The sequence below is a fragment of the Devosia sp. genome (assembly GCF_039927955.1).
Lineage (GTDB): Bacteria > Pseudomonadota > Alphaproteobacteria > Rhizobiales > Devosiaceae > Devosia.
In genome coordinates this window covers 33,795-57,902 of sequence record NZ_JBDSUA010000047.1, presented here as the reverse complement: position 1 = coordinate 57,902, position 24,108 = coordinate 33,795, and the positions used below count along the sequence as shown (strand labels likewise).

Annotated in this window: 13 protein-coding genes; 8 read left to right on the top strand and 5 right to left on the bottom strand. The window is 61.6% G+C overall.

The annotated features are described in order from the left end of the window. Positions 1-931: BMP family ABC transporter substrate-binding protein (locus tag ABIT12_RS12705; RefSeq protein WP_348046249.1), on the bottom strand; the 931-nt coding region annotated here is incomplete at its 3' end. A 538-nt stretch (positions 932-1,469) separates the two neighbouring features. Between ABIT12_RS12705 and atzF the strand changes: the two genes are divergently transcribed. Beyond that, complete coding sequence (gene atzF, locus ABIT12_RS12700; protein WP_348046247.1) at positions 1,470-3,275, top strand: allophanate hydrolase; 1,806 nt, start codon at positions 1,470-1,472, stop codon at positions 3,273-3,275. On the opposite strand, the gene ABIT12_RS12695 is transcribed toward atzF, so the two are convergent. The 3 genes from ABIT12_RS12695 to ABIT12_RS12685 all read right to left on the bottom strand — a co-directional run bounded on the left by ABIT12_RS12695 (position 3,276) and on the right by ABIT12_RS12685 (position 13,015). Continuing rightward, positions 3,276-5,309 (bottom strand): GMC family oxidoreductase, encoded by a 2,034-nt coding sequence (locus tag ABIT12_RS12695; RefSeq protein WP_348046245.1) that lies wholly within the window; start codon positions 5,307-5,309, stop codon positions 3,276-3,278. 81 nt (positions 5,310-5,390) lie between these two features. Continuing rightward, on the bottom strand, positions 5,391-7,523 hold the full coding sequence (gene pbpC / locus ABIT12_RS12690; protein WP_348046243.1) for a penicillin-binding protein 1C: 2,133 nt from the start codon (positions 7,521-7,523) through the stop codon (positions 5,391-5,393). Next, positions 7,520-13,015, bottom strand: coding sequence for an alpha-2-macroglobulin family protein (locus tag ABIT12_RS12685; protein WP_348046241.1), 5,496 nt, complete (start codon positions 13,013-13,015; stop codon positions 7,520-7,522). The genes pbpC and ABIT12_RS12685 overlap by 4 nt, the downstream gene beginning before the upstream one ends. A 507-nt stretch (positions 13,016-13,522) precedes the next feature. On the opposite strand from ABIT12_RS12685, the gene nirB reads away from it, so the two are divergent. Then, on the top strand, positions 13,523-15,970 hold the full coding sequence (gene nirB / locus ABIT12_RS12680; protein ID WP_348046239.1) for a nitrite reductase large subunit NirB: 2,448 nt from the start codon (positions 13,523-13,525) through the stop codon (positions 15,968-15,970). 5 nt (positions 15,971-15,975) lie between these two features. Beyond that, entirely contained in the window at positions 15,976-16,332 is a 357-nt protein-coding gene (gene nirD / locus ABIT12_RS12675; RefSeq protein WP_348046237.1) for a nitrite reductase small subunit NirD, read from the top strand. A gap of 46 nt (positions 16,333-16,378) precedes the next feature. Here nirD and msrA read toward each other — a convergent pair whose 3' ends face one another. Then, positions 16,379-16,903 carry a peptide-methionine (S)-S-oxide reductase MsrA gene (gene msrA / locus ABIT12_RS12670; protein WP_348046235.1) on the bottom strand — a complete coding sequence of 175 codons (525 nt, stop codon included), beginning with the start codon at positions 16,901-16,903 and terminating at the stop codon, positions 16,379-16,381. Positions 16,904-17,159: 256 nt separating this feature from the next. On the opposite strand from msrA, the gene ABIT12_RS12665 reads away from it, so the two are divergent. The 5 genes from ABIT12_RS12665 to ABIT12_RS12645 all read left to right on the top strand — a co-directional run bounded on the left by ABIT12_RS12665 (position 17,160) and on the right by ABIT12_RS12645 (position 24,102). Then, on the top strand, positions 17,160-17,897 hold the full coding sequence (locus ABIT12_RS12665; RefSeq protein ID WP_348046233.1) for a GntR family transcriptional regulator: 738 nt from the start codon (positions 17,160-17,162) through the stop codon (positions 17,895-17,897). A 113-nt stretch (positions 17,898-18,010) separates the two neighbouring features. Further along, the gene (locus ABIT12_RS12660) at positions 18,011-19,414 is read left to right on the top strand and encodes an extracellular solute-binding protein (RefSeq protein WP_348046231.1); all 1,404 of its coding nucleotides are present in this window, start codon (positions 18,011-18,013) and stop codon (positions 19,412-19,414) included. 103 nt (positions 19,415-19,517) lie between these two features. Further along, on the top strand, positions 19,518-21,479 hold the full coding sequence (locus ABIT12_RS12655) for an ABC transporter permease subunit (protein ID WP_348046229.1): 1,962 nt from the start codon (positions 19,518-19,520) through the stop codon (positions 21,477-21,479). A 115-nt stretch (positions 21,480-21,594) separates the two neighbouring features. Next, entirely contained in the window at positions 21,595-21,855 is a 261-nt protein-coding gene (locus tag ABIT12_RS12650; protein ID WP_348046227.1) for a hypothetical protein, read from the top strand. A gap of 129 nt (positions 21,856-21,984) precedes the next feature. After that, entirely contained in the window at positions 21,985-24,102 is a 2,118-nt protein-coding gene (locus tag ABIT12_RS12645; protein ID WP_348063356.1) for a methyl-accepting chemotaxis protein, read from the top strand. The last annotated feature ends 6 nt before the right edge of the window (positions 24,103-24,108 follow it).

Sequence of the window (24,108 nt, the reverse complement as noted above, 5' to 3'; positions counted from 1 at the left end):
GCGCCTCGGGCGTGGCGCCAGCGCCGAACGGACTGTTCTGCACCATGTCGGCTTCGTAGCCGCCGCTGGTCATGTTCGGCAGTTTCTCGCCCTTGGCCAAGGCCGCGGCGTAGCCCTTGTAGATGGTTTCCCACTTGTACTCGGCGCCGGTGATGAAGCCCTTGGGCGCCAGCGGCGCCTGCGAGGCATTATGGCCCAGGGTTTTAACACCGCGGGCTTCGGCGGTTTCGATGACGACCTTGGGGCTATCGACGTGGCAGGTGATGACGTCGCAACCGGCGTCGATCAGAGCATTGGTGGCTTCGGCTTCACGAACCGGCAGGCTCCACTCGCCGGTGAAGATCACCTGAACCGTGGCGTTCGGATTGGTCTTCTTGGCGCCGAGCAGGACCGAGTTGATATTGGACAGCACAGAGGGGATCGGCTTGGCGGCGACGAAGCCGATCTTACCGGTTGGCGAGGAGAGGCCGGCGGCAACGCCGTTCACATAATGCGCCTGGTTGAGATAAGGGAAATAGGAGCCGGCATTGGCGGGATCGGTATCCTTGTTCCACAGCGGCGCGGCGTGGCGGAATTCCACGGCCGGATACTTCTTTGCCATTTCGACCACGAACGGGTTGTAGTAGCCGAACGAGGTGGCAAGGATCAGATTGGCGCCGTCCAGATTGATCATCGACTCCATCGACTTGGAGACGGCGTCGGTTTCCGGCACGTTTTCTTCCTCGACCACGGTCACGCCGGGGACGGTTTTCAGAATTTCCATGGCCACAGCATGAGCCTGGTTCCAGCCGAAATCGTCACGCGGACCGACATAGACCGCACCGATAATGACCGGAGATTGCGCCCGGGCGAAGCCCATGGGCAGAACCGTCGTAGCCAGGCCGGCAGCGCCAGCCTTCAAAAGCGAACGACGAGACATAAGAAATGACATTGACGAGCTCCCTGCACCGAGAGACGCACCCGCTGCGGGCGGCGCCGCCAACATCAATGCAAAGCACATGCCAGAATTGACACCTTCTGAAAATCTATTTTTTTCAATGACTTACCGAAGGCCGTGTAGTTTTTTGGGCCCGGGCATTTTCAGGCAAGTGCTCAAGTTGCATCCATCAGGTGGAAATTAGCCTAATTTTTAATCTCAAAATTTTAGACTGCATGCAATGCGTAAAGCCGCTTTAACTTTTGTGATTCCATCTGGCCCCCAGGCATTTACTCGAAGACGAAATTCCATGGAAATTCTATGAAAATGCAACGAACTTTGCCCTTTCGGCCCCTCGCCGACACAATGTGACTTAGACCTTCTCTGCCTAAATAGTAATCAGTTGGTGAATTCGGATAGCCGTTCGACCAAAGTCCGCGGAGCACGGAACACCTAAACTATTGTTTTAAAACACTATTCGTTTTGGCACGGCGCTTGCTCCCATTACGCCACGAGCGCCAATCGAGCTAAAATTTAGAAGCTGGGGGATTTCATGCTGCCGATCATTCTGGATATCGCGACCTTGAAGGCGCTGTACGCGGACGGCAACCTCACCCCACTCGATGTGGTCGAGGCGGTTATCGAGCGGCGCGCGGCATGGCCGGACAAAGCAGTGTTCATCACTCCCGTCAGCGACGATGCCTTGCGCGCCGCCGCGCGTGCGCTGATGGCGGCACACCCGCAGCCCAATTGCCTGCCGCTCTGGGGCATTCCGTTTGCAGCAAAGGACAATATTGACGTGGCCGGCCTGCTGACCACGGCCGCCTGCCCCGCCTTTGCCTATTCTCCCACCGCAGACGCCACCGTCGTGGCGCGGCTCCGCGCGGCGGGTGCCATCGTGATCGGCAAGACCAATCTGGATCAGTTTGCCACCGGTCTGAACGGAACGCGCTCCCCCTATGGCGCGCCACGATCGGTGTTTGACCCCGCCTATGTATCGGGCGGGTCCAGCTCGGGCTCTGCGGTTACCGTCGGCGCGGGCTTTGCCAGCTTTTCGCTCGGAACCGACACGGCTGGCTCGGGCCGGGTGCCGGCAGCATTCAACAACCTGGTCGGGATCAAGCCGACACCGGGGCTGCTATCGACCACTGGCGTGGTCCCGGCCTGCCGAAGCCTGGATTGTGTCACCATCTTCACAGCCACTGTCGGCGACGGCGTGGCGGTTCGCAAGGTGGCGGAAGGCTTCGACGCGACTGATGTTTACTCGCGGCGCGCAACCTGGGCGAACCTGCCGGTGTCGCAGTTGCGGCTTGGTGTGTTGCAGGGCGATGAGCGCGAGTTTTTTGGCAATGCCGAAGTTGAAAAACTCTACGACGGTGCCATCGACGCGGCGCGGGCGCTCGGCGCAACGATTGTGCCGTTCAACTACACCCCGTTCCGCGAGGCGGCGGCCCTGCTTTATGACGGCCCCTGGGTCGCCGAGCGGCTCGCCGCCGTTGAAGGGTTTCTGGCCAGCAATGCCGATGATTTCGATCCCACCGTGCGGACGATCATCGAAGGCGCCAAAGGCCGCACCGCCGTCGAGGCGTTCAATGGCCAATACAAACTGGCAGCGCTGCGCCGTTTGACCGAGGCGGAATGGGCCAAGGCGGACGTGTTGTTGCTACCGACGTCGCCGACCACCTACACGGTCGAGGAGATGCTCGCCGATCCCATCCGCAAGAACAGCCACTTCGGCCGCTATACCAATTTCGTCAATCTGCTGGATTGTGCAGCGATCGCCGTACCGGCGGGATTTGACAGCCATGATCACCTGCCCGGCGGCGTCACGGTCGTGGCGGGCGCCTTCACCGATGACGCATTGGCGCCACTGGCCGATGCGCTTCATCGGGCGCTGGCGCGGGGCATGGGTCGGGACAAGACAGCGTTGCTGCCCGAGGCCAGCAAGGTGCCCCCTGCTCCCGATGCATTGGTACCCATTGTCGTTGTCGGCGCGCATCTGACTGGCATGCCGCTGAACCACGAATTGACCGGACCGGGCGGGCGACTGGTGAAGGCGTGTCGTACCGCAGCAGACTACAAGCTGTTTGCCTTGCCCGGAACAGTGCCACCAAAGCCGGGGCTGCTGCGTGAACCCGGCTTTGTCGGGACAGGCCTGGCGGTTGAAGTCTGGGCGCTGCCCGCGGCAGCGTTCGGCAGTTTCGTCAGCAAAATTCCAGCGCCGCTGGGGATCGGCAAGGTAACGCTCGACGATGGCAGCGTTGTCTCGGGTTTCCTTTGCGAGGCCCACGCTCTGACTGGCGCTGAAGACATTAGCCACCATGGCGGCTGGCGCGCCTATCTGGCCAGCCGCGCCTGATCAGAGGCTGGCAGCAATATGTTCAGCGTTGCGGAAGGCCAGCGCCAGAATGGTCAGCACGGGGTTGAACCCGCCATTGGTGGGATGCAGCGAGCCATCGCTGACGAACAGGTTGCCGTGACCCCACACCCTCCCGTGGGGATCGGTGGCCGAAAGGGCAGGATCGGTGCCCATACGACAAGTGCCGGCCTGATGCTGGCCACCAGAGAGATGTGGCGTCGGTGGCGCGCCCCAGACACGTTTGGCGCCAGAGGCCTTGAGCCAATCTTGCGCGCGCTGATGCATGAAGGCCGCAGTGCGCAACGTCTCGGCATGAACCTGCCCTGACAGCATGGCGACCGGCATGCCCCAGCGATCCCGCACGTCAGCCGTGCGCACGCGGGCATTTGGATCGGGGATTTCGTGGACCGGCCCGGTGACCTTGAGCACATGGCCGAACTGATTGCGCATGAACGCCTTGGGGGCAGAGCCCCAACGCGGCAGATCGGGTGGCAGGGCAGCCTTCCAGAACAGCGCCGGCGGCAGCACAAAATCATCGGCCAGCATGCCACCGCCGACAATACCGGGATTGCCATGATTGAACTGAGTGGTGGCGATGCTGACGCCGGGGCCACGCGACGCGTGGACGGCGTCGTCGAACAGGCCCCAGGCGGTAGGATAGACATGTCCTTGCAGATTGCGCCCAACCAGATCGTGGTTATTGCCCAAGCCAGTTGGTTCCCGTGATGAGGCAGAGTTTAGCAACAGGCGGGCGGTTTCGACGGCGCCAGCCGACAGGACCACGGCTTTGGCATTGACCGTGTGTGTCGCCCCATCGCTATCGGTGAAGCGCACTCCAGTGACTTTGCCGGTGGCATCGGTCTGCACCGTTTGGACCATCGCCCCCGTTACCAGATGGCAGCGGCCAGTGGCCAGCGCGCGGGCGATCATGGTGTTTTGCGTGCCGTTCTTGGCGTTGCTCGGGCACGGGAAACCAACGCAGGAGCCGCAGCCGGTGCAAGCATGGCGACCGGCGCGGGGCTGGCTGTTGATGGCAAGTGGGACCCGCGTGGTGTTGATGCCAAGAGTGGCAGCGCCGGCCCGCAGGATGGGCGTCGCCTCCTGCTCGGGCAGCGGCGGCATTGGATAGTCTTTGGCCCGGCCTCCCTCATGGGCGTTGCTGGCGCCGTTGCCGCTTACGCCGATTTCCCATTCAGCGCGTTCGTACCAGGGCGCCAGTTCGTCGTAGCCGAAAGGCCAATCGACCAGCGATGACCCTTCCGGCACGCCATAAAGGCTGGCCATGCGGAAATCGTCGCGGTGAAACCGCCAGGACTGCGCGCCGTAAACCAGCGTGCCGCTGCCGACGGCGGAAGCCAGATTCTGATAGCCGTTTTCATGCGGACGCAGGACGTGAGCAGCGCCATCCGGATCGATCACGACGCGCGGATTGCCATCCAGATCGGGCCCGGTGTTGTGGCCATAGAGCGAAAGCCGATGATTGCGCAAATGGTCACGATGGCCGCTATCGGCATGGTCACGAGCAAGGCCGCGCTCCAGCAGCAGCACCGATTTGCCGGCCTCGGCGAGAACGCCCGCGGCGACACCGCCACCGGCACCCGCGCCAACGATGATCACGTCATAATCAAGTGAGCCGGAAAACGCGGCGGGCGCACGACCGGCCCGGGCATCGGGCCCACTTGGGCCCTCGGGAAGACCATGGGCGTAGCCGACCATGATCCATGAGGCAGCGTCCGGGTTGCCGCCATTGCCGGGATCGGCATAGACGCCTTCGGCGACAAGTTCGCAGAGACGGGTGAACCACGGCTCCGTTTCGTGCTGGCGCAATTCAGCGTCCTGCTGGCCTTCGGCCAGGTCGGCAAAGGCGAACGGGAGTTGCGCTAGTCCCGCTCGCACCAGTGCTGCGTCGGCGGGGTCCTCGGCAAAATGGCGCGCCAGATAGGTCAGCGCGCCGAAGCCTGTGGCGCTATGATCCTGATCGGCAGGAACAATTCGATCGATCACGGCGCGCAGCAGTGAATCTTGCTCAATCATAGTCGTCTCCCTGCGGAGAGACTGGCCTGAAAGGCCGGCGGATGAAAGATCGAAATGCGCGGCTTTGCTGCGCGTGGACCCCTAGTCCAGGAACACTTTAACAGCGTCCGAACGCCCTTCGGAATCAACGACCGACAGCGTCACATAGCCCGGTCCGTCCGGCTTCCAGCTATTCTGGCGGGAAAAGGCCGAGCGGCCCACCGGAGCGCCATTGGCAAAGAACGTGAACGGCGGCGCGCCATTGCGGATCTTGATGATCAGCGGCAGATCGGCGCCGGAGGCAATACCCAGATCGACATCGACGCCATCGGCGGGGAAGGCGATTTCGGGCGCGGCGTCTCTCGCCACCTTGTCATCATCGGGATGACGGAAGCGACGCAGCGGCAGCGGCAATTCGGAATTCGAGGCAAACAGCACGCCCGGCGGCGCGGCGCGCAGTGGGGTGGTGCGGGTCGCCAAGCGGTCGAAGGCTTCAAACAGGATGGGCGCAGCAGCGGTGATGCCGGAAATGCCGGGCACCGGCGCCCCATCGGGACGCCCGACCCAGACGCCGACAACGGTTTTGCCGTCATAGCCAATGGCCCAGGCGTCGCGGTAGCCATAGGAAGTGCCCGTTTTGTAGGCGATACGGCCCGGCGAACCATTGAGCGGCGGCGGCACTCCGGCAAGAATGTTCGAGACATACCAGGCCGCGGTCGGATCAAGCACTGGAGCCGCTTCGCCGGCCTCGGCAACAGGGGCTTTGACACCATCCTGAAGATGCACAGGCGTGCCGCCGCGGCCGATCGCAGCATAGATCGAAACCAGATCGCGCAGGGTTACGCCGACCCCGCCGAGGCCGATGGCGAGGCCCGGCGCGGTATCGTCGGGCAGCAGTGGATTGGCATAGGCACGCTTCATCCGCGAGACCAGCCGCGAGGTGCCAACTGCGTCGAGCACGATGATAGCCGGGATATTCAGCGATTCCGTCAGCGCCTGGCGGATCGTGACTGTGCCCCGGTTGAAGCCGTCGAAATTGACCGGCACATAGGCGCCGAACGCGGTGGGACGGTCTTCGATCAGGCTTTCGGGATGCGCAAGACCAAGCTCGAAGGCAAGACCATAGATCAGCGGCTTCAGCGTCGAGCCGGGCGAACGGACCGCCTCGGTCATGTCGACATAGCCATCGCTTTCCTGCGAGAACAGGCCCGCCGAACCGACCGAGGCCAGAATGTCACCGCTGGCCTGATCGGCAACGACGATGGCCACCGAAACCTTGGGGCCGAGCGCCGTGGCGCGGGCCGTGCCCAGGCGCTCCAACACCGATTGCAGGCGGCGATCGACGGTCAGATCGATCTTACGGGCGTTGGGCTGGGCTTCCACCGCTGACTGCGCCATGTGGGCGGCAAACATCGGGAAATCACGGCGCGCGGTGGGGACCGGTTCGCGTTTGGCGCCCTGGGCCTCTTCGGCGGAAATGACGCCTTCAGCCACCATTCGGTCGAGCACCAGATCCCGTCCAGCGCGTGCAGCCGCAGGATCGCGATCTGGCCGACGGGCTTCGGGGGATTGCGGCAGGGCGACCAGCAGCGCGGACTCGGCGGTGGTCAGCCGCGTCGGCTCCTTGCCGAAATAGGCAAGGCTTGCGGCACGGATACCCTCGATATTGCCGCCATAGGGCGCCAGCGTCAGATAGAGCGTGAGAATCTGGTCCTTGGTGAGTTGATGCTCAAGAGCGTCGGCATGCACCATCTGGCGGATCTTGCCGCCGAGATTGCGGGTTGGCTCGCCTTCGATCAGGCGAGCAACCTGCATGGTCAGCGTCGAGCCACCCGAAACGATGTGGCCCCCAGCCCCCAGATATTGCCCTGCAGCGCGGAACATCGAGGACCATTCGATCCCGCCATGCTGTTCGAAATGGCGATCCTCATAGGCCAGCAGCATTTCGATGAAATGCCGATCCACCTCAGCGGTGGCCACCGGCAATCGCCAGCGCCCGCCCGCCGTGGTGAAGGGGCGCAGCAATTGGCCAGTGCGATCCACCACCGCCGTAGAGACCGGCAAGGTAGCAATATTTGGTGTAGCGGGCAGTGTGGTCGCGATATCGGCGATCACCGAATGGGCGTAGAGCGCACCCCCGCCGGCCAGACCGGCCAGCACGATGACAGCGGCGGCGGCGAGCCGCCAATAAGGCAGTCGCCGCCGGGGCTTTGGTAGGGTTTCAGGCTCGCTCATGGCCCGGTCGCGGAAACCTCGATGGTGCCCGCGGCCGTATTGGCGCGAAGTTCTGGCCGATACATGTCTTCGATGGTGGCGCCGGGCTGCACGAAGGCGCCTGGGGACCCGGCACGAACCATGTAAGCGGTCGAGAAGTTCTGCGTGTCCGACACATAGCGGAACGCGGCCACATACTGGTCAGTGCGCGCTTCGACATGGTTGGGCGAGTCCACTGTCAGCCAGGACAGATCGGAAACACCACCACCTGCGGACAGGTCGGGGTTTTCGATCTCGAAGCCAGCCGGCAGCGGATCGGCGACCACGTACTCACCCGAACCGAGCGTCGTTGCGGTCATGGTCAGCACCACCACGAAGCGATCGTTCTGGTGGATATTGGTCAGGTCCGCGGCCGTGCCATCTGGCAGGAAATAGTCCCGCGAAATGGTAAAGCCATTGCTGCTGGCCTCGGGTGGCTTGGCCGGAATGCCCGTGATCGAAATCTTGGCTTCCGTCGGTTTGTTGCCGGTGTTGACGATTTTGACCGCAGCAGCCTCGACCTGTTCCTGGTCGTAGCGCTGATAGACCGCGCCGGTCAGCGGCGCGCCATCGATGGTGACAGAACCATCGGCAGTGCCCTTGGCCAAGGCGGCAGCGGCAACCAGGGTCCAGGTGTCTTCCTGCGTGGAGGTGTAACGGACAGTGTCACGCAGATCGGCAAGGCGTTTGGTGAGCGGGGCCAGGTCCACGCCCGAAGGCTTGAACTCGGCAGCGAGAGCCAGCACGCCGGCGACGTCGCGCAGGCGGCTACCGTAGTCGGCACGGTAGGTATCGGGATCATCCTTGACCTTCAGGCCCTCAACGGCGGCCTGGAAGGCGGTGGCAGCGCGGGCGCCGTCACCATAAAGCGCCAGTGCAGCGCCCAGTTGGGCCTGTGCCAGCGGCGAGCCGAAGTTGTCAAGGCGCGCTTCAAGATAGTAGCGCAGGTCGCCGATGGCGGCGCGGCCACCGCGAGCCATGTCGAGCAGAGCGTAAGCGATATCTTCCCCGCCCTTGTCGAAGTCACTGGCGTAAGAAACCTGGTTGCCCAGATTGTCTAGAGCCGAGGTCATGGCGAGATCGGGAATATCGTACCCGGCCGCCTTGGCCCGCAACAGGAAATCGGTGACATAGCTGTCCAGCCAAAGATCGGTGCTGTCGAATGGACCCCAGAGGCCGAAACCACCGCTGGAGGTCTGCTTGGACAGCAGGTTGGTGATTGCGTCCTTGACGCGCTGGTCGATGGCTTCATCCTTGCCGAGGCCGATCATTTCGGCGACTTCGTTGAGATAGAGCAGCGGCAGCGCGCGGCTGGAAATCTGCTCGGCGCATCCATAGGGGTAGCGATCCAGCTCGACCAGCAGACCCGGTATGTTCAGACGGGCAATCGGGCCGATGGCCAGGGTCATCGAGGACGAATGCGGCACCATCTTGGCAAAGTACTTGGCATCGAGACTGATGGTTTCACCCGGATCGAGCTTGAGCAGCTTGCTGGTGGTCTGCGGCGCGCTGGCGGCACGGACACCCAGAGTGAGTTCCTTGACCAGAACGTCGCCATTGGGCTGCGTCAGCGTCACCTTGATCGGCTGGTCGCCAATTTCGGCGGCCGTCAGTTTGAGGTTGAGCGCCGTACGAGCGCCTGCCGCCAGATCGACGCTGGTTTCAGCAGCATCGGTGGTGATGCCAGTGCCGGTATCGAGAGCGACCTTATAGGTGCCCGCAGGACCGGCAACGTTGTTGACCTCGACCAGCAGGCGCGAGGTATCATCGAGCCGCAGGAAGCGCGGCGGGCTCAGGCTCACCACGACAGGATCGCGGACGATGACGTCGGCCGAACTATGGCCAATGGCCTTGGCGGTCCAGGCCATGGCCATCACCCGCACGGTGCCGGCAAAGTCGGGCATGTCGAAGGTCACCGTCGCGGTCCCGTCAGCGCCAACGGTGACAATGCCCGAATGCAGTGCAACCAGCACCGAAGTCGGCGGAGGCGTGCCGAGGCGCGAGGCGGAACCGTCCCCACCTGAATGCAATGCGCCGGGCATGCCCTGGGTCGGATCGATCAGCGATCCGTAAAGATCGCGCACTTCCATGCCGAGTTGGCGCTGGCCGAAGAACCAGCCATCGGGATCGGGCACCTTAAAGTTGGTGAGATTGAGAATGCCCAGATCGACGGCGGCGACCGCCACATAGGCCTGCTCGCCTGCAGTGACGTTGTCGAGCTTGACCGTCACGGTGAACGGCTGCCGCGGCAGCGAAACCTTGGGCGCTGTCAGCGCGACGTTGAGCTTGCGATCGCCCGGATCGACGTCGGCATAGGCCAGGCCCAGAGCGCGGGCCGGCATGCGTTTTTCGGCGGCACTAGCCGGGCGATACAACACGGCAGTGACGTAGGCGCCGGGGCCCCAGTCATCGGTCACCGGCAGGGCGACCGACAGGCCTTCGGCGGGCACTTCGACGGCCTGCATGTTGATGATGCGGTCATCAACCACCATGACCAGGGCGGTGCCGGCAAACTGCGGATCCAGACGCAGATTGGCGGTTTCACCGACATGATAGGCCGGCTTGTCGAGGGCAACCTTGAGGGTATCGGGCGTGTCCGATCCGGCCTGTGGATAGTAGTAGCCGGCGTAGAAGCTATAGGTAGTCGAGGTTGGCTTGTCGCCGGTGCTGGTCACTTCCAGGAGGTATTCGCCATACTGGACGGGTGCGGAAACCGTGGCCGGACCACCCGCGACGGTATCTACCGTGCCATTGGCAACTTCGCGGTTGGTGGTGATCGCTTCCCACTTCCAGGTGTCACTTTCGCGATACCACTGGTAGTTGGTTTCAACGCGGGACAGGGTCCAGTTGATGCCGGTCTTGGCAATCGCTTCACCCGTGGGGGCAACGGCGATCACGTCGAAGGCGGCAGCGCTGCCTTCAGCCAGACCATCGGAATCTGCGAATTGTGGCTTGACGCCGAGGCGGTCGACATCGGCCAGAACGGGGCGGGAAATGCTGCGTTCGACGGTGCGGCCGTTGGTATCGACCAGGCGCATGATGATGTCAGCAATCAGTGGCTTAGTGGTCGATTGCGGTAACGGAAGGGTAACCTCGGCAGTAGCATTACCGGCATCATCGGTAACACCAACAACGCCAAGCGGTTCGCGATTGGTCTCGATGGTGTCATCAAGGCGACCGAAGGTATAGCCGGGGAAATTGGCCAGGGTCGACGTCGGCGACAACACGGCATCGGCTTCCAGCGACAGGCCGGGCGCGGTGGCGCCGTAGAGATATTTTGCAGCAACATCGATCGGCGTCGGCACATCGGTGGCGACCGGGCCTTCGGCCGCCGTGATATCGAAGGCCAGGCGTTCAGGCTCGAAGTCTTCGACCAGGAAGGTGGTGCTGGTCAGCGCTTCGGCTTTTGGATCGGCGTAGAGACGGAGCGTCCAGGCGCCACGCATCGCGTCCGCAACCATTGGCAGGGCGGCGAAATAACCCCCGGCGCCCTGATCGTTGAGCACTTCCTTGGTGGCGACGACGCCATCGGGACGTTCGACTTCCAGCGTCAGCGGCAGTTGGGTAACGGCCTCGGCATGCGGATCGCGCAGCAGCGCAGTCAGGAACACGGTTTCGCCTGGGCGATAGACACCGCGCTCGGTGGTGGCAAACAGGTCAAGCGGACCGGGCGACGGACGCCCCTCGACACCGCGGTCGGTCAGATCGAACGCCGGCTTGGACAGGTCGAGGAAGGCGTAATCGCCGGCTTCGGTTTCGGCGACCAGCAATTGCGGGGCGCGGCCACCCTCGCCACGGGCCAGGCCCGGAGCGAAATTGACGTGACCGCTGGCGTCGGTAGTGGCTTCGCCAAGCACTTCGTTATTGACCGCAATCATGCGGACCTTGGAATTAGCGACGGGCTGGGCGCTGCTCAGCGAACGCACAAAGGCATGGACACCATCATCGCCCGAAACCGTGGTCAGCCCCAGATCGGTGACGATGAACCACTGGGTTGCGGTATCGACCCAGTATTCCTGATTGACGCCAGTGACCTTGGCGGTGACCACATAGGCGCCGGGTGCAATATTCTTGAGCACGTCGGCAACGGGAATGGCGGTAACCGACATTTCGTTGGGCTTGCTCTGGGCGAGATCGACCGTACCGGTCCAGATCTGTTCGCCATACTGATTGGCGACGTCTTCGGCGGAATAGCCGGTCAGATTGCCCTGGAAGATGCCATTGCGCACGGCAGTGGCGATCGAGCGGTCGCCGATGCGGTAGATCGTGGCATCCGCGCTTTTAGCGTTGACCGAGGTGATCGGCAGACCGCCGCCCAGGCCGGCAGGCAGCACATAGGCGTTGTTGGCAAAGCCGACGAAGGGCGAGCGATCGGGCACATAGACATCGAGCGCCACGTCATTGCGCAGGGTCTCGCCATCCGCCGACGGCAGGCCGGCACGAACCTTGATATGGTAGCGGCGGCCGTGTTCGACCCCTTCGATACAAATCTGGCTCTGTTCGGTTTCGATGGAAGCCTTTGGCGCTTCGTCGATCACCAGATAGCTCGACAGATCGGTGCTGCCCGATGGCAGCGGATCGGAGAACACCACACAGATGCGCGGCGCGGCGGATTCGGAATCGACTTCGTTCGAGGCGATGCGGAAGCCGTGCTCGGCGACAACCTTGTCGAGGCGAGCCTGCAGGGTGGCATCATCGACCAGCGCCAGGCTGGCGCGATAGGTGACGATGGATTCGCGATACATCTGGCGGCGTTCCAGGCCACGGGCCAGATCGCTCAGCGCGGCAGCGCGTTCATCCAGTTCTTCGGACTGCAGGAAAGCATTGAGTGCTGCTGAAACGGCGGTCGCCCCAAGGTCGTAGCTGGAACTGTCCTGGCCACTTTCGGCGGCAGTATCGGCCTGTGTCAGCAGCACATCTGCCAATTTGAGCCACACGGCCGGATCGTTGCCGACGATGGCGAGCGCCTGGCGGTATGAAACCGTGGCGCCCGCGGGGTTTTCCTGGGCTGCTGCATCGTCGCCAGCGGCGACCAGATCGGCGTAGGTCAGGCCCTTTGGCGGGGTATCGGTGCTGGCCATGCCCTGAGCCAGCTGGGTGGCGCTATAGATCAGGTCAGACGCGGGGAACGGCAGGTCGCCGGTGCGGGTGGCAGCAAGCACTTCAGGCGAGGGAGCAAGGCCGATGCGGCCGGAGGTCGCGGTCGAGAACGGCTTGTCCGGTCCGACCGCACCTTTGAGGAAGCACCAACTGGCCTTCTGGTTGAAGGTAAAAGCGCGGCAGATGCGATCGTCGGTGCATGCCGTCTGACAGGCTTCGAGGGTCGTATCCTTGATGATGGAATAGTCGAAACCTTCAAGGTCCGTGCCTTGCAGCAGGGTCACCTTGCGGTCTGCCGCATCGGCAGCGACCACACTCAGGGAAAGAAATACCGCAGCACAGAGCCACAACGCGTTCCGAACGAACTGCCGCATATTCCCCACCCATGTAAGCATTTAGCTTTGCCGCACCTTATGTGGACGGCAAGGCGCGGTAAAGGTGTCGCAGCGCGCCCGGACAGCAGTTTGATCAGATGGCGGGACGAGGATGGCACGGGGCAACCCGACCAAAGAGAACCCGGCACGGGAGACGCTGATCAAGATTTGCTCAACGCAGGGCGATGCTTATCAATTGAGCATCTTGATGCCTGATTGGGCTTTATACAGATCAGCGCCGATTGCAGACGATCCCGCCTCTCCGCTCTAAGCTATTATTAATATTCAACATTTTATCTCAGAAGAGTTTTGGCACGCTTCCTGCATCAGATTGGGCGCAGAGCTGGCTCAGGCCGCTCATTCGTATTCGGCGCCCAATGGCGGGCGCCCCCCCAAGGCAAAGCTGCCAACTGGTTCGTGTCTGCGGTCATTTTGACCAAGGCGCGCTTCGGTTGGCGGCTTTTTCGTTTTTGCGCTGCTCTGGCAGGGCTGACCAGGAGACTGCTGATGGCTGAGAAGCTGGTGATTATCGGGAACGGCATGGCGCCTGGCCGAATGCTTGAAGAGCTGTTTGACGCGGCACCGGGCCGGTTTGATGTCACCATTTTCAACGCCGAACCGCGGGTGAATTACAACCGGTTGATGCTGTCGCCGGTGCTGTCAGGCGAAAAGACCTATGAGGAGATCATCACCCATGGCGACGACTGGTATGAAGCCAACAATGTGACCCTGCATAAATCATCGCCGGTGACACTGATCGATCGCGATGCCCGTACCGTACTGTCCACCAATGGCATCGTCGCCCATTACGATCATCTGGTGATTGCGACCGGCTCGTCGCCTTTTGTACCGCCCATGCCTGGTCACCAGCTCCCCGGTGTCGTGACCTATCGCGATCTGGATGACGTGGACAAAATGGTCGCAGCGTGCGAACGCGGCGGCAAGGCAGTGGTGCTCGGTGGCGGGCTATTGGGTCTTGAAGCCGCCGCCGGCCTGCGCATGCGCGGCATGGATGTCACGGTGCTGCATCTGGCCCCGACACTGATGGAACGCCAGCTCGATCCGGCCGCTGGCTACCTTCTGGAAAAAGCCTTTGTCGAACGCGGCATCACGGTCATTACCCGCGCCAATACCAAGGAAGTGCTGGGCACCGACAAGGTCGAGGGCGTGCTCCTCGATGACGGTACGATCATCCCCGCCGATCTGATGGTGATGGCCGTCGGCATCCGCCCATCTTCGGGTCTGGCCAAGGCCGCCGGTATCGCCGTCAACCGCGGCATTGTTGTTGACGACCAGATGCGGACGGACGACCCGGCAATCTACGCGCTGGGCGAATGCGCCGAGCATCGCGGCATGTGTTATGGGCTGGTTGCTCCGCTTTACGAACAGGGTCAGATACTGGCCAAAACCCTGATCGGCCACGAGGCAAGCTACCAGGGTTCGGTCACTTCGACCAAGCTCAAGGTCACCGGCATCGACCTGTTCTCGGCCGGCGATTTCGGCGAGGGCGAGGATCGCGAAGAGATCGTGCTGCGCGATGCCACCGCTGGGGTTTACAAGCGACTGGTGCTCAAGGACGACAAGATCATTGGCGCAGTGCTGTATGGCGAGACCGGCGACGGCCCATGGTTCTTCGACATGCTCCGCCGACAGACCGACACCCGCCAGATGCGTGAGACGCTGATCTTTGGCCAGGCCTATCAAGGGGGCTCCCCACTGGACCCTATGGCGGCCGTTGCAGCATTGCCGGATGAGGCAGAAATCTGTGGCTGCAACGGCGTCTGCAAGGGCAAGATCACAGCAGCCATCACCTCCAAGAGCCTGACCAATCTGGACGGCGTGCGCGCCCACACCAAGGCCTCGGCCTCGTGTGGCTCCTGCACAGGCCTGGTCGAGCAATTGCTCCATGCCACGCTCGGCGACGCCTATAATCCGGCGGCCGTACAACCCATGTGCGGCTGCACCGAATACGGCCACGATGACGTGCGCCGCATGATCATCGCCAAGAACCTCAAATCCATCCCGCAGGTGATGCAGGAGTTGGAGTGGAAGACGTCATGCGGCTGCGCCAAGTGCCGCCCAGCGCTCAACTACTATCTGGTCGCCGATTGGCCGGGTGAATACGAGGACGATGGCCAGTCGCGCTTCATCAATGAGCGCGTCCACGCCAATATCCAGAAGGACGGCACCTATTCGGTGGTGCCGCGCATGTGGGGCGGCATGACCAACCCGTCCGAACTGCGCGCCATCGCCGATGTGGCCGACAAGTTCAAAATCCCCGCCGTCAAGGTGACCGGCGGCCAGCGCATCGATCTGCTGGGCGTTAAAAAGGAAGACCTGCCCGGCGTCTGGGCCGACCTGAACGCCGCCGGCATGGTGTCGGGCGCTGCCTATGCCAAAGGCCTGCGTACCGTCAAAACCTGCGTCGGCTCGGATTGGTGCCGCTTCGGTACCCAGGACTCCACCGGCCTCGGCATTCGGCTGGAGAAGTTCATGTGGGGCGCCTGGACCCCAGCCAAACTCAAACTTGCGGTCTCCGGTTGCCCACGCAACTGCGCCGAAGCCACCTGCAAGGATATCGGCGTGGTCTGCGTCGATAGCGGTTACGACATCCATTTTGCCGGTGCTGCCGGCCTCGACATCAAGGGCACCGAAGTTCTGTGCCATGCCGATACCGAGGACGAAGCGCTCGAAATCATCGTCGCGCTCACCCAGCTCTATCGCGAACAGGGCCGCTACCTGGAGCGCATCTACAAGTGGGCCAAACGGGTCGGCAGTCCGTCGATCAAGGCGAACATCGTCGAGGACCTGACCAAGCGCCGGCACTATTACGACCGCTTCGTCTATTCCCAGACGTTTGCCCAGGTCGATCCCTGGGAAGAGCGCGTCAACGGCAAGGACGCCCATGAATTTGCCGCCATGGCCGAATTCGGCCTGCCGATGGCCGCGGAGTGATCACCATGCACCAGACCAACACCGTGCCCCAGACCGAGTGGGTCGAAATCGGCACCGTCGATGCCATCCCCCGCCGCGGCGCCCGCTGCATCAACACACCGACCGGCAAGATCGCCGTGTTCCGCACGCAGGAAGACCAGATCTTTGCCATCGAAAACCGCTGCCCCCACAAAAACGGCCCGCTCTCCGAAGGCATCGTTCACGGCGCCTCGGTCACCTGCCCGCTCCATAACTGGGTTTTCGACCTGCAAACCGGCAAGGCGCTTGGCGCCGATGAAGGTCAGGTCAGAACCTACCCGATCGATGTCATCGATGGCCGTATCTTCATCGTGCCCGACCTGATGATGGCCGCGGCGGAATAGAACAAGACGGGCGTGAGGCGAGCTTTGGGCCCGCCTCAACTCCAGCCTATTCGGCGGCCGCAGCACTAGCGCGATGCGGCAGTTTCCAGCCGGGCCGGATGAAGTGACAGGTATAGCCGTTCGGGTACTTTTCCAGATAGTCCTGATGCTCCGGTTCGGCCTCCCAGAATGGACCGGCGGGTTGCAGTTCAGTCACCACCTTGCCCGGCCACAGACCTGACGCGTCAACATCGGCGATGGTCTCTTCTGCTACGCGCTTCTGCTCGTCGCTCGTATAGAAGATCGCCGAACGATAGCTGAGGCCACGATCATTGCCCTGCCGGTCGAGCGTGGTCGGATCATGAATCTGGAAGAAGAATTCGAGCAATTGGCGAAAGCCGATCCGGTTCGGATCGAATACGATCTCCAGAGCTTCAGCATGGGTGCCGTGGTTGCGATAGGTGGCGTTGGGCACATCGCCGCCGGAATAGCCGACACGCGTTGCGATCACACCATCATAACGGCGGATCAATTGCTGAACGCCCCAGAAGCAGCCGCCGGCCAGAATGGCAGTCTCGGTTTTTCCGCTCATTTTGGCGCTCCTTGTTACCGCATGACATTGTTTTGAGGGTCCTACACTAATCCACATAAGAGCGTTTTTCAAAGCACGGCATCGTGGGCGCACCATTTGCGGCAGGGAGCAAACTCCTCGGCAAATTGCCTGGTTGAGGTCAGAACACATTCAATTGTCTGGCCAGTTGCAGCGCCTTGTCGGGTCTTTGCACGGTTGACACCCTTGGCTATGTCTGTTTTTCTTCATCTGGCCATACAAATGAATGTCGGGGCTCATGAGCAACGTAATTGCTTTGAACGATGGTCTTCAGCCACCGGAGCCAGTCGGCGACTCGGCGGTCGAGCTCGTGGTGGGCCGCCTGAAGGACCTGATCGAGCAGGGAAACCTTCGCGTCGGCGACGCGCTGCCGTCGGAGCGAGAGCTTTGTGAGCGGTGTGGCGCCAGCCGGACGACGGTGCGCGAAGCGATGCGCATCCTCAAGGCCTATGGTGTCGTCGATGTTCGCCCCAAGACCGGGGCCGTGATTATCGACCGGCGCATGGATGCCGTGTTCCAGCTGTTTTCGTTTCGCACGCTCGAGATCACCGGGCAGACTTTTTCCGACACGCAGGGCTTTCGCCATCTGATCGAGGGCGGCTGCTATGATGTCGTGGTCGAGCGGTTGACGAGCGCCGATATCGCCGAGTTGCGTGCCATTAACGACCAGATGCGCGATGAATCGAGCGCTACCGGGGCGTCGCTGCAGGATTTCCGGTTTCATGCCCGGCTGATCTCGATCATGGGCAACCGCCAGCTTGACGAGCTGTATCGGCTGACCAAGCCGGTGATGCTCAAGATCATGGAGAACAGCTATATTCGCGGCAAGCTGATCGGGACCAATCATCGCCAGCACGCCGGCATCGTCAACGCCCTGGAAGGGCGGGACCGGCTTGCCTTCCAGTATCGCGTCTCCGAGCATCTCAATGCCGGGCGCTATCTTTATTCCAACGAGGAAGAAACAGCTTCAACGTAAGCCAGGGATGGGCTTCAAGCGGGAGTATAACCTGCGGCCTACCGGGTTGACGTTAAGAAAGAGAAGTCGATCTTTGGTGGCGGAGGGTCACCAACAAATTGGAGGAGGAACCAATGACTGACAAGAAATTGACTCGTCGGGCGATGTTGCAGGGAACTGCTGCGGCTGGCGCTGGACTATTTGCAGCCGGGAGCGGATTTCCGGCCTTTGGCCAGGATGCGCCCAAGCCCGATGCTCCATTGCCGGTCAGCGCCTCAGGCAAGCTGACGGTGATCCACCGGACCGAATATTTCGAGGAAGCACAGACGATCTTCCGCAGTGCCGTCACCGATTTTGCGGCCGCCAACAAGGTGGAGCTCGATATTTCGACGACCAATTCGGAATCGTTTGGTGATTTCCTGGGCAAGATGACCGCCGCCGTAAAGGCCGGCAATCCCCCCGACTTTGCCTATACATCCACGGTCTCGATCGCCCAGATGAACGCTCTCGATATCGCCGAGGACGTCACCGATGTGGTGGAAGAAGCGATCAAGCGCTATGGCAACGTCATGCCGGGCATCAATGCCGAAATCAACGGCAAGTTCGATGGCAAGTGGAAGTCCATTCCTTATCTGGGCAGCACCACTTCGTTCATGTTCCGCAAGGACAAACTGGCTGAAAAGAACATCGACGCATCGACGTTGCTGACGCTCGATCAACGGCGCGAAGCGGCGCTGGCAATCTCCGGCCCCGATCTTTACGGCTGGGGGCTGACGCCAAACCAGTCCGGTGATGGCTACGGGTTCCTCAATTCGGTGGTCCTGGCCTTTGGCGGCCATTATTCGGACGAAACCGGGCAAATCGTGCAGTTCAACACGCCCGAAACTGTCGCGGCATATGAATGGCTGGTCGAAACCTATGATCGCAACGGCAAGTATGCCGCCATGCTGCCGCCTGGCGTCGAAAGCTGGAACGACACGGGCAACAACGAAGCCTGGCTCGCCGGCAGCATCGGGTACACGCTCAATTCCTTTTCGGTTTATGCGCGCGCCAAGAAAGAGAAGAACCCGGTATTCCCCAACATCACCCTGGTGCACGCACCAACGGGCAATAATGGCGATAGCCGTGACGGCGGATTCGTCGGTGGCTGGCTGACCATCTTCAAGAATGCACCGAACAAGGATCTCGCCAAGCAACTGGCGCTGGAAATGATCGATCCCAAGAACTTCACCGCGATTTCCTCGATCGCCGGCGGACTGTTCATGCCAGCCTATGAAGGCTTGTGGACGCCCGAACTGCTGGCAGCCGATCCCAACTATGGGATCATCAAGGAACAGGTGAGCGTTACCAACCCGTTCCTCGGCGAAACCTGGCCGGCCAAGCCGGCACCGCAGTTCGGCGCCATTCGCGCTTCGGGTCTGCTGGAGCAGTCGGTTGGCAATGCGATTTCCAAGCGGATGACAGCCGCTGAGGCAGTTGCCGACGCGCATCAGAAGATCGTCGAGCTGTTCGAAGAAGGCGGCATCATGCAGCCGTAAGGCCGCATGGATGTGAGGCCGGGCGATCCCATGCCGCCCGGCCGATCCCTTCAGCGCCGCCCTGCGGCGCATGTCTTAAATATCGTAGATCAGGAGCGCCGTGATGGATGATCAGGTCCGGCTGAACGACACCTATTCCGCTGCACCGGAAACCTGGAGCCGTTGGGCGCGCCGCGTGCTTGGTCGCGACTGGCAGACCGGATATCTGTTCGTGCTGCCCATGGTCATCATCATGGGCGGTTTGATCTTCTGGCCGTTCATCAGCGCCATCATGCTGAGCCTGACAGCGTTCAATTTCTCCACCGGCGAAACCTACAATGTCGGCATCCGCAATTATCAGCGGCTGTTCAGCAATAGCGACTACATCCTCGCACTCAAGAACACGATTTCCTTCACCTTCTGGTCACTGGCGTTCAAATTCGTCATTGGCATGATCGTGGCATTGATCCTGAACAGCCGCCTGCCCTATCGCAGCATCCTCAGCGGCATCATGTTGCTGCCATGGATCGTGCCGGAAATCGTCACCGCGCTGGCCTGGAAAAGCATCTACGATCCGCTGTTCGGCGGCCTCAATCCGATGCTGATGGCGGCACGCATAATCGATCGTCCGCTGGGCTGGATTTCCGATCCCAACATGGCCATGGGCAGCGTGATTTCGGTCAACGTCTGGAAGGGCATTCCGTTTTTCGTGCTGCTGTTTTTGTCGGGCCTCAAGGCGATCGACAGGGAACAGCTTGAAGCGGCGGAAGTCGATGGTGCCAACGTGGTGCAGCGCTTCCGCCATGTGACCCTGCCGGGCCTGCGTTACGTGATCGTGGTGACGTTGTTGCTGTCGTTCATTTCGACCTTCAACCAGTTCGGTCTGCCCTTCCTGCTCACGGGTGGCGGCCCAAGCGGCGCGACCAAGCTCTATGCTATTCTGGCTTATGAAAAGGCCATCGGCTCGCTGCAATATGGTCCTGGTATCGCGATTGCGTTCAGCACGGCGCCATTGATTGCCATTCTGATCTGGCTGCTCGCCCGCTTCATGCGCCAGGACGACAAGCGCGACGACAATGCCGACAGGAAGCCCGGCATCGTTGACCGGTCCATGGCCGTTGCGGGCAAAATCCTGAGCCTGGTCATCGACGTGATCTTCTGGCCAATCCAGCTGATCTATGCCGGCGTCGAAATGATCGCGCGTTTTGCGCGCAGGATGAGCGGACGTTCGCCGTCCAAACCATTGCTGTCGCTGGCGGCCCGCGAGCGTGGCGGCACGATTGCCAAGCTCGTGGTGCTGTTGCCGTTCATGGTCTTCGTGATTTTCCCGTTTTTCTGGATCATCATCACCTCGCTCAAATCGACCGCCCAGATCAGTGAGCGCCGCTCGATCTTCTGGCCCCAGCCGGCAACGCTGGAGCAGTATGATGCGCTGATCCACGGGACCGGCTTTATCACCTGGTTTCTCAATTCAATCCTGGTGGCTGCCGCAAGCACCGTGGTGTCGGTGTCGCTGGCATCGCTGGCGGCCTATGCCCTGACCAGGCTCCGCTTCCTCGGCGCGGGCCTGCTGACGACGCTGCTGCTGATCACTTACCTGCTGCCGGGTACGCTGCTGTTTATCCCGCTCTACCAGACGCTGAGTTCGATCGGCATCATCAACTCCTATGCGGCGCTGATCCTAACCTATCCAACCTTCCTGCTGCCCTTTGCCACCTGGGTGATGCTGGGCTATTTCCGGTCGATTCCGGTCGAAGTGGAAGAAGCGGCAATGATCGATGGCGCCAACCGCTTTTATATTTTCTTGCGCATCACCCTGCCGCTTGCCGCGCCGGCGCTGCTTTCGGTCACACTGTTCGCGTTCACCAATGCGTGGAACGAATTCCTGTTCGCCTTCGTCTTCATCACCAGCGAGTCCCTGCGCACCTTGCCCATCGGCCTGCAATCGATGGTGGTGGGAGACATCCTGCCCTGGGGCAAACTGATGGCGGCCTCCCTGCTGACCGCCGTGCCGGTTGCACTGCTGTATATGTACGCGCAACGGTTCCTGGTGGGCGGGCTGACTGTAGGCGCGGTGAAGGGATGAGGCGCAACGAGAGATGGTCATGGGCTTGACCGGGCGCGTGAGCTTGATCAACCTCGGGCCGTTCTCCATACGCAACCAGATGTCTCATGGCGGGTTATCTGCGAGGAGACCCGGTATGACCCATGTAAAATATGACATTGTCGAACACGATGGCGGCTACGCCTACAAGGTGGGTGATGTTTTCTCGGAGACATTTGCTACCCATGCCGCTGCCCTTGATGCAGCGGTAGCAGCGGCCAACCGGCAGCAGGCCGAAGGCACGACTGAAGCGATCCAGTATCAGGATGCGCAGGGCAAATGGCATGAGGAACTTGCGCAAGGTGGCGACCGGCCGGAAACCGAAATCGAAGACGACCTTATCGAGCCAATACGCTGAAAGACGTTAGTCTTCAGCCAATATCGCGATTGGGACACCGTGTTTGCCAGCGGGTAGTCAGTCGATTGTTCATGGGACGTTAACCATGCGAGCGCACCGTTAAAGCCGGATTTGCTTGCGGGTTGGCGAATGACAAATTTGACGATCAGAGGACGGCTGACGGCTATCGTCATGCTGTCCCTTATGCCCGTTGGCTTGCTCGGCTATCTGTTCGTCGCGCAGAGCCAGAAGGACATCGCATTCGCCGACCAGGAACTTCTGGGCACCCAGTACCTGGATGTTCTAGCACTGGATCTGGTTGCAGCGGGAAATCAGCCGCTGGCAAGCGATGCGGAGATCAAGCGCGTCAGTGCGCTGCTCGATCCCGCGCTTGGCACCACCGATGCAACGGCGGCCTATCTCGCCGAAAGAAACAAACAGGCAAGCGGGGAATATTCTCCGTCATTTGGCAGTGCCGCACTGGCACTGGTTGCCAAGATTGCCGATGGCTCGAAGCTGACGCTCGATCCTGATCTCGATAGCTTCTACGTCATGGATTTGCTGACCACCAAGCTGCCCGGTGGCTTGGACGCCGGCAACCAGATTGTCGCCGCGCTAAACGCCAGTGACGGCTCCGCTAAACAGAGCATTGCCCTGGCGGCATCGGTGGGGGCATTTGAATCGCTGGTGGCGGGGCTGCAGAATTCCTATCGCTCCGCCGTCACCGGCAACGCCGATGGCTCAGTTGCGGCGTCCCTTAAAGCGCCGACCACTGCCTATGGCGAAGCGGCGGCTGCTTTTGCCGGCCTCGCGCACAGCCTTTCTGACCCGCAGAGCACTGGGGAGGGTTCCATCTCGGCGTTGCCGGGCGCGCATCAACTCCTGGCAGTTGCCGCGGGCAAGGTCGCCTCAACCGGAATAGCCGAACTCAACCATCTGCTGCAGGCACGCATCGATGGCCTCAACAGCCGACTGATCCAGATGCTCGCTGCCGCCGCAGCGCTGGTGGTTATCACCCTGGCGGTGTCGGTGGTATTTACCCGTTCAATCCTGGGCAAGATCAAGCGGCTTGAAACTGGCATTCGCGCCATTGCCGACGAGCAGGCCGACGCAGCAATCGGCGACGCCAATGATCGCGACGAGATTTCCGCTCTTGCCAGGGCCGTGGCCTATCTGCGGGATCGTACCGTGGACAGGCTTGCGGCCGCAGACGATCTCAAATCGAGCGAACAGCGCAATGCGGCGCGGATCGATCAGCAGGCCGCCGCCGAACGCGAAACGGGGCTGCGGGCCATGGCCGACGCGGCCAGTGCCCAGAAAGCGGTTGTCCTGCAACTCTCACAGTCGCTTTCGTCGCTGTCCGAAGGCAATCTCGCCTGTCGGCTGGAGCGGGCGTTCCCAGTTGAGCTTGAGGGTTTGCGGGAGGCCTTCAATCGCACGCTGGAGAGCCTTACCGGGATTGTCCAGAATCTCACCGAGACGTCGTCGGGCGTCAGGTCAGCGACGGGGGAAATCCTTGCCGGGGCGAACGATCTGTCCGAGCGGTCGACGCGCCAGGCCGCTGCTGTCGAGCAAACCTCGGCGGCGATGGAACAACTGGCATCGACGGTCAAGGAAAACGCCGGCCGGGCCGAAACGGCCAGCAAGAGCGCCATTGGCATATCGAACACGGTCAACGAAACCGGCTCGGTCATGCACGAAGCCAATGATGCCATGGAGCGGATCGCCGCTGCGTCCTCGAAGATTTCCAATATCATCGGCGTCATCGACGACATCGCGTTTCAAACCAATTTGCTGGCGCTCAACGCCTCGGTGGAAGCGGCTCGCGCTGGCGATGCCGGCAAGGGCTTTGCCGTGGTTGCCGTTGAAGTGCGGCGCCTGGCACAATCGGCCGGCAGTGCCTCCTCAGAGGTCAAGGTGCTGATCGAGAATTCTGTCAACGAGGTATCGGGCGGCAAGCAGCTTGTGGCACGGGTGGCGGACAAACTCGCCGCCATGGTCGAAAACGTGCGCAACAACAGCGATCTCATCGCCAGCATTGCCTCGTCCAACAATGACCAGTCGGACGCCATTGGCGAAGTGCTGACGGCGATCCGCGAGATGGACGAAATGACCCAGCACAACGCCGCGCTGGTCGAGCAAACCAATGCTGCCATCGAACAGACCGAAGGTCAGGTCAGCCGGCTGGACGAGATCGTCTCCGTGTTCACCCTCGCCGGCAAGGCGCGCGGCGAGGCGGCTGTTCCCGCACGGCGACGCGCGTCATAACGCCGA

Coding starts and splice junctions, on each gene's coding strand:
- pbpC (WP_348046243.1), bottom strand. CDS start 7,523: ATGAGCGAGCCTGAAACCCTACCAAAGCCCCGGCGGCGACTGCCTTAT.
- nirD (WP_348046237.1), top strand. CDS start 15,976: ATGCACCAGACCAACACCGTGCCCCAGACCGAGTGGGTCGAAATCGGC.
- ABIT12_RS12685 (WP_348046241.1), bottom strand. CDS start 13,015: ATGCGGCAGTTCGTTCGGAACGCGTTGTGGCTCTGTGCTGCGGTATTT.
- nirB (WP_348046239.1), top strand. CDS start 13,523: ATGGCTGAGAAGCTGGTGATTATCGGGAACGGCATGGCGCCTGGCCGA.
- atzF (WP_348046247.1), top strand. CDS start 1,470: ATGCTGCCGATCATTCTGGATATCGCGACCTTGAAGGCGCTGTACGCG.
- msrA (WP_348046235.1), bottom strand. CDS start 16,903: ATGAGCGGAAAAACCGAGACTGCCATTCTGGCCGGCGGCTGCTTCTGG.
- ABIT12_RS12650 (WP_348046227.1), top strand. CDS start 21,595: ATGACCCATGTAAAATATGACATTGTCGAACACGATGGCGGCTACGCC.
- ABIT12_RS12655 (WP_348046229.1), top strand. CDS start 19,518: ATGGATGATCAGGTCCGGCTGAACGACACCTATTCCGCTGCACCGGAA.
- ABIT12_RS12695 (WP_348046245.1), bottom strand. CDS start 5,309: ATGATTGAGCAAGATTCACTGCTGCGCGCCGTGATCGATCGAATTGTT.
- ABIT12_RS12665 (WP_348046233.1), top strand. CDS start 17,160: ATGAGCAACGTAATTGCTTTGAACGATGGTCTTCAGCCACCGGAGCCA.
- ABIT12_RS12660 (WP_348046231.1), top strand. CDS start 18,011: ATGACTGACAAGAAATTGACTCGTCGGGCGATGTTGCAGGGAACTGCT.
- ABIT12_RS12645 (WP_348063356.1), top strand. CDS start 21,985: ATGACAAATTTGACGATCAGAGGACGGCTGACGGCTATCGTCATGCTG.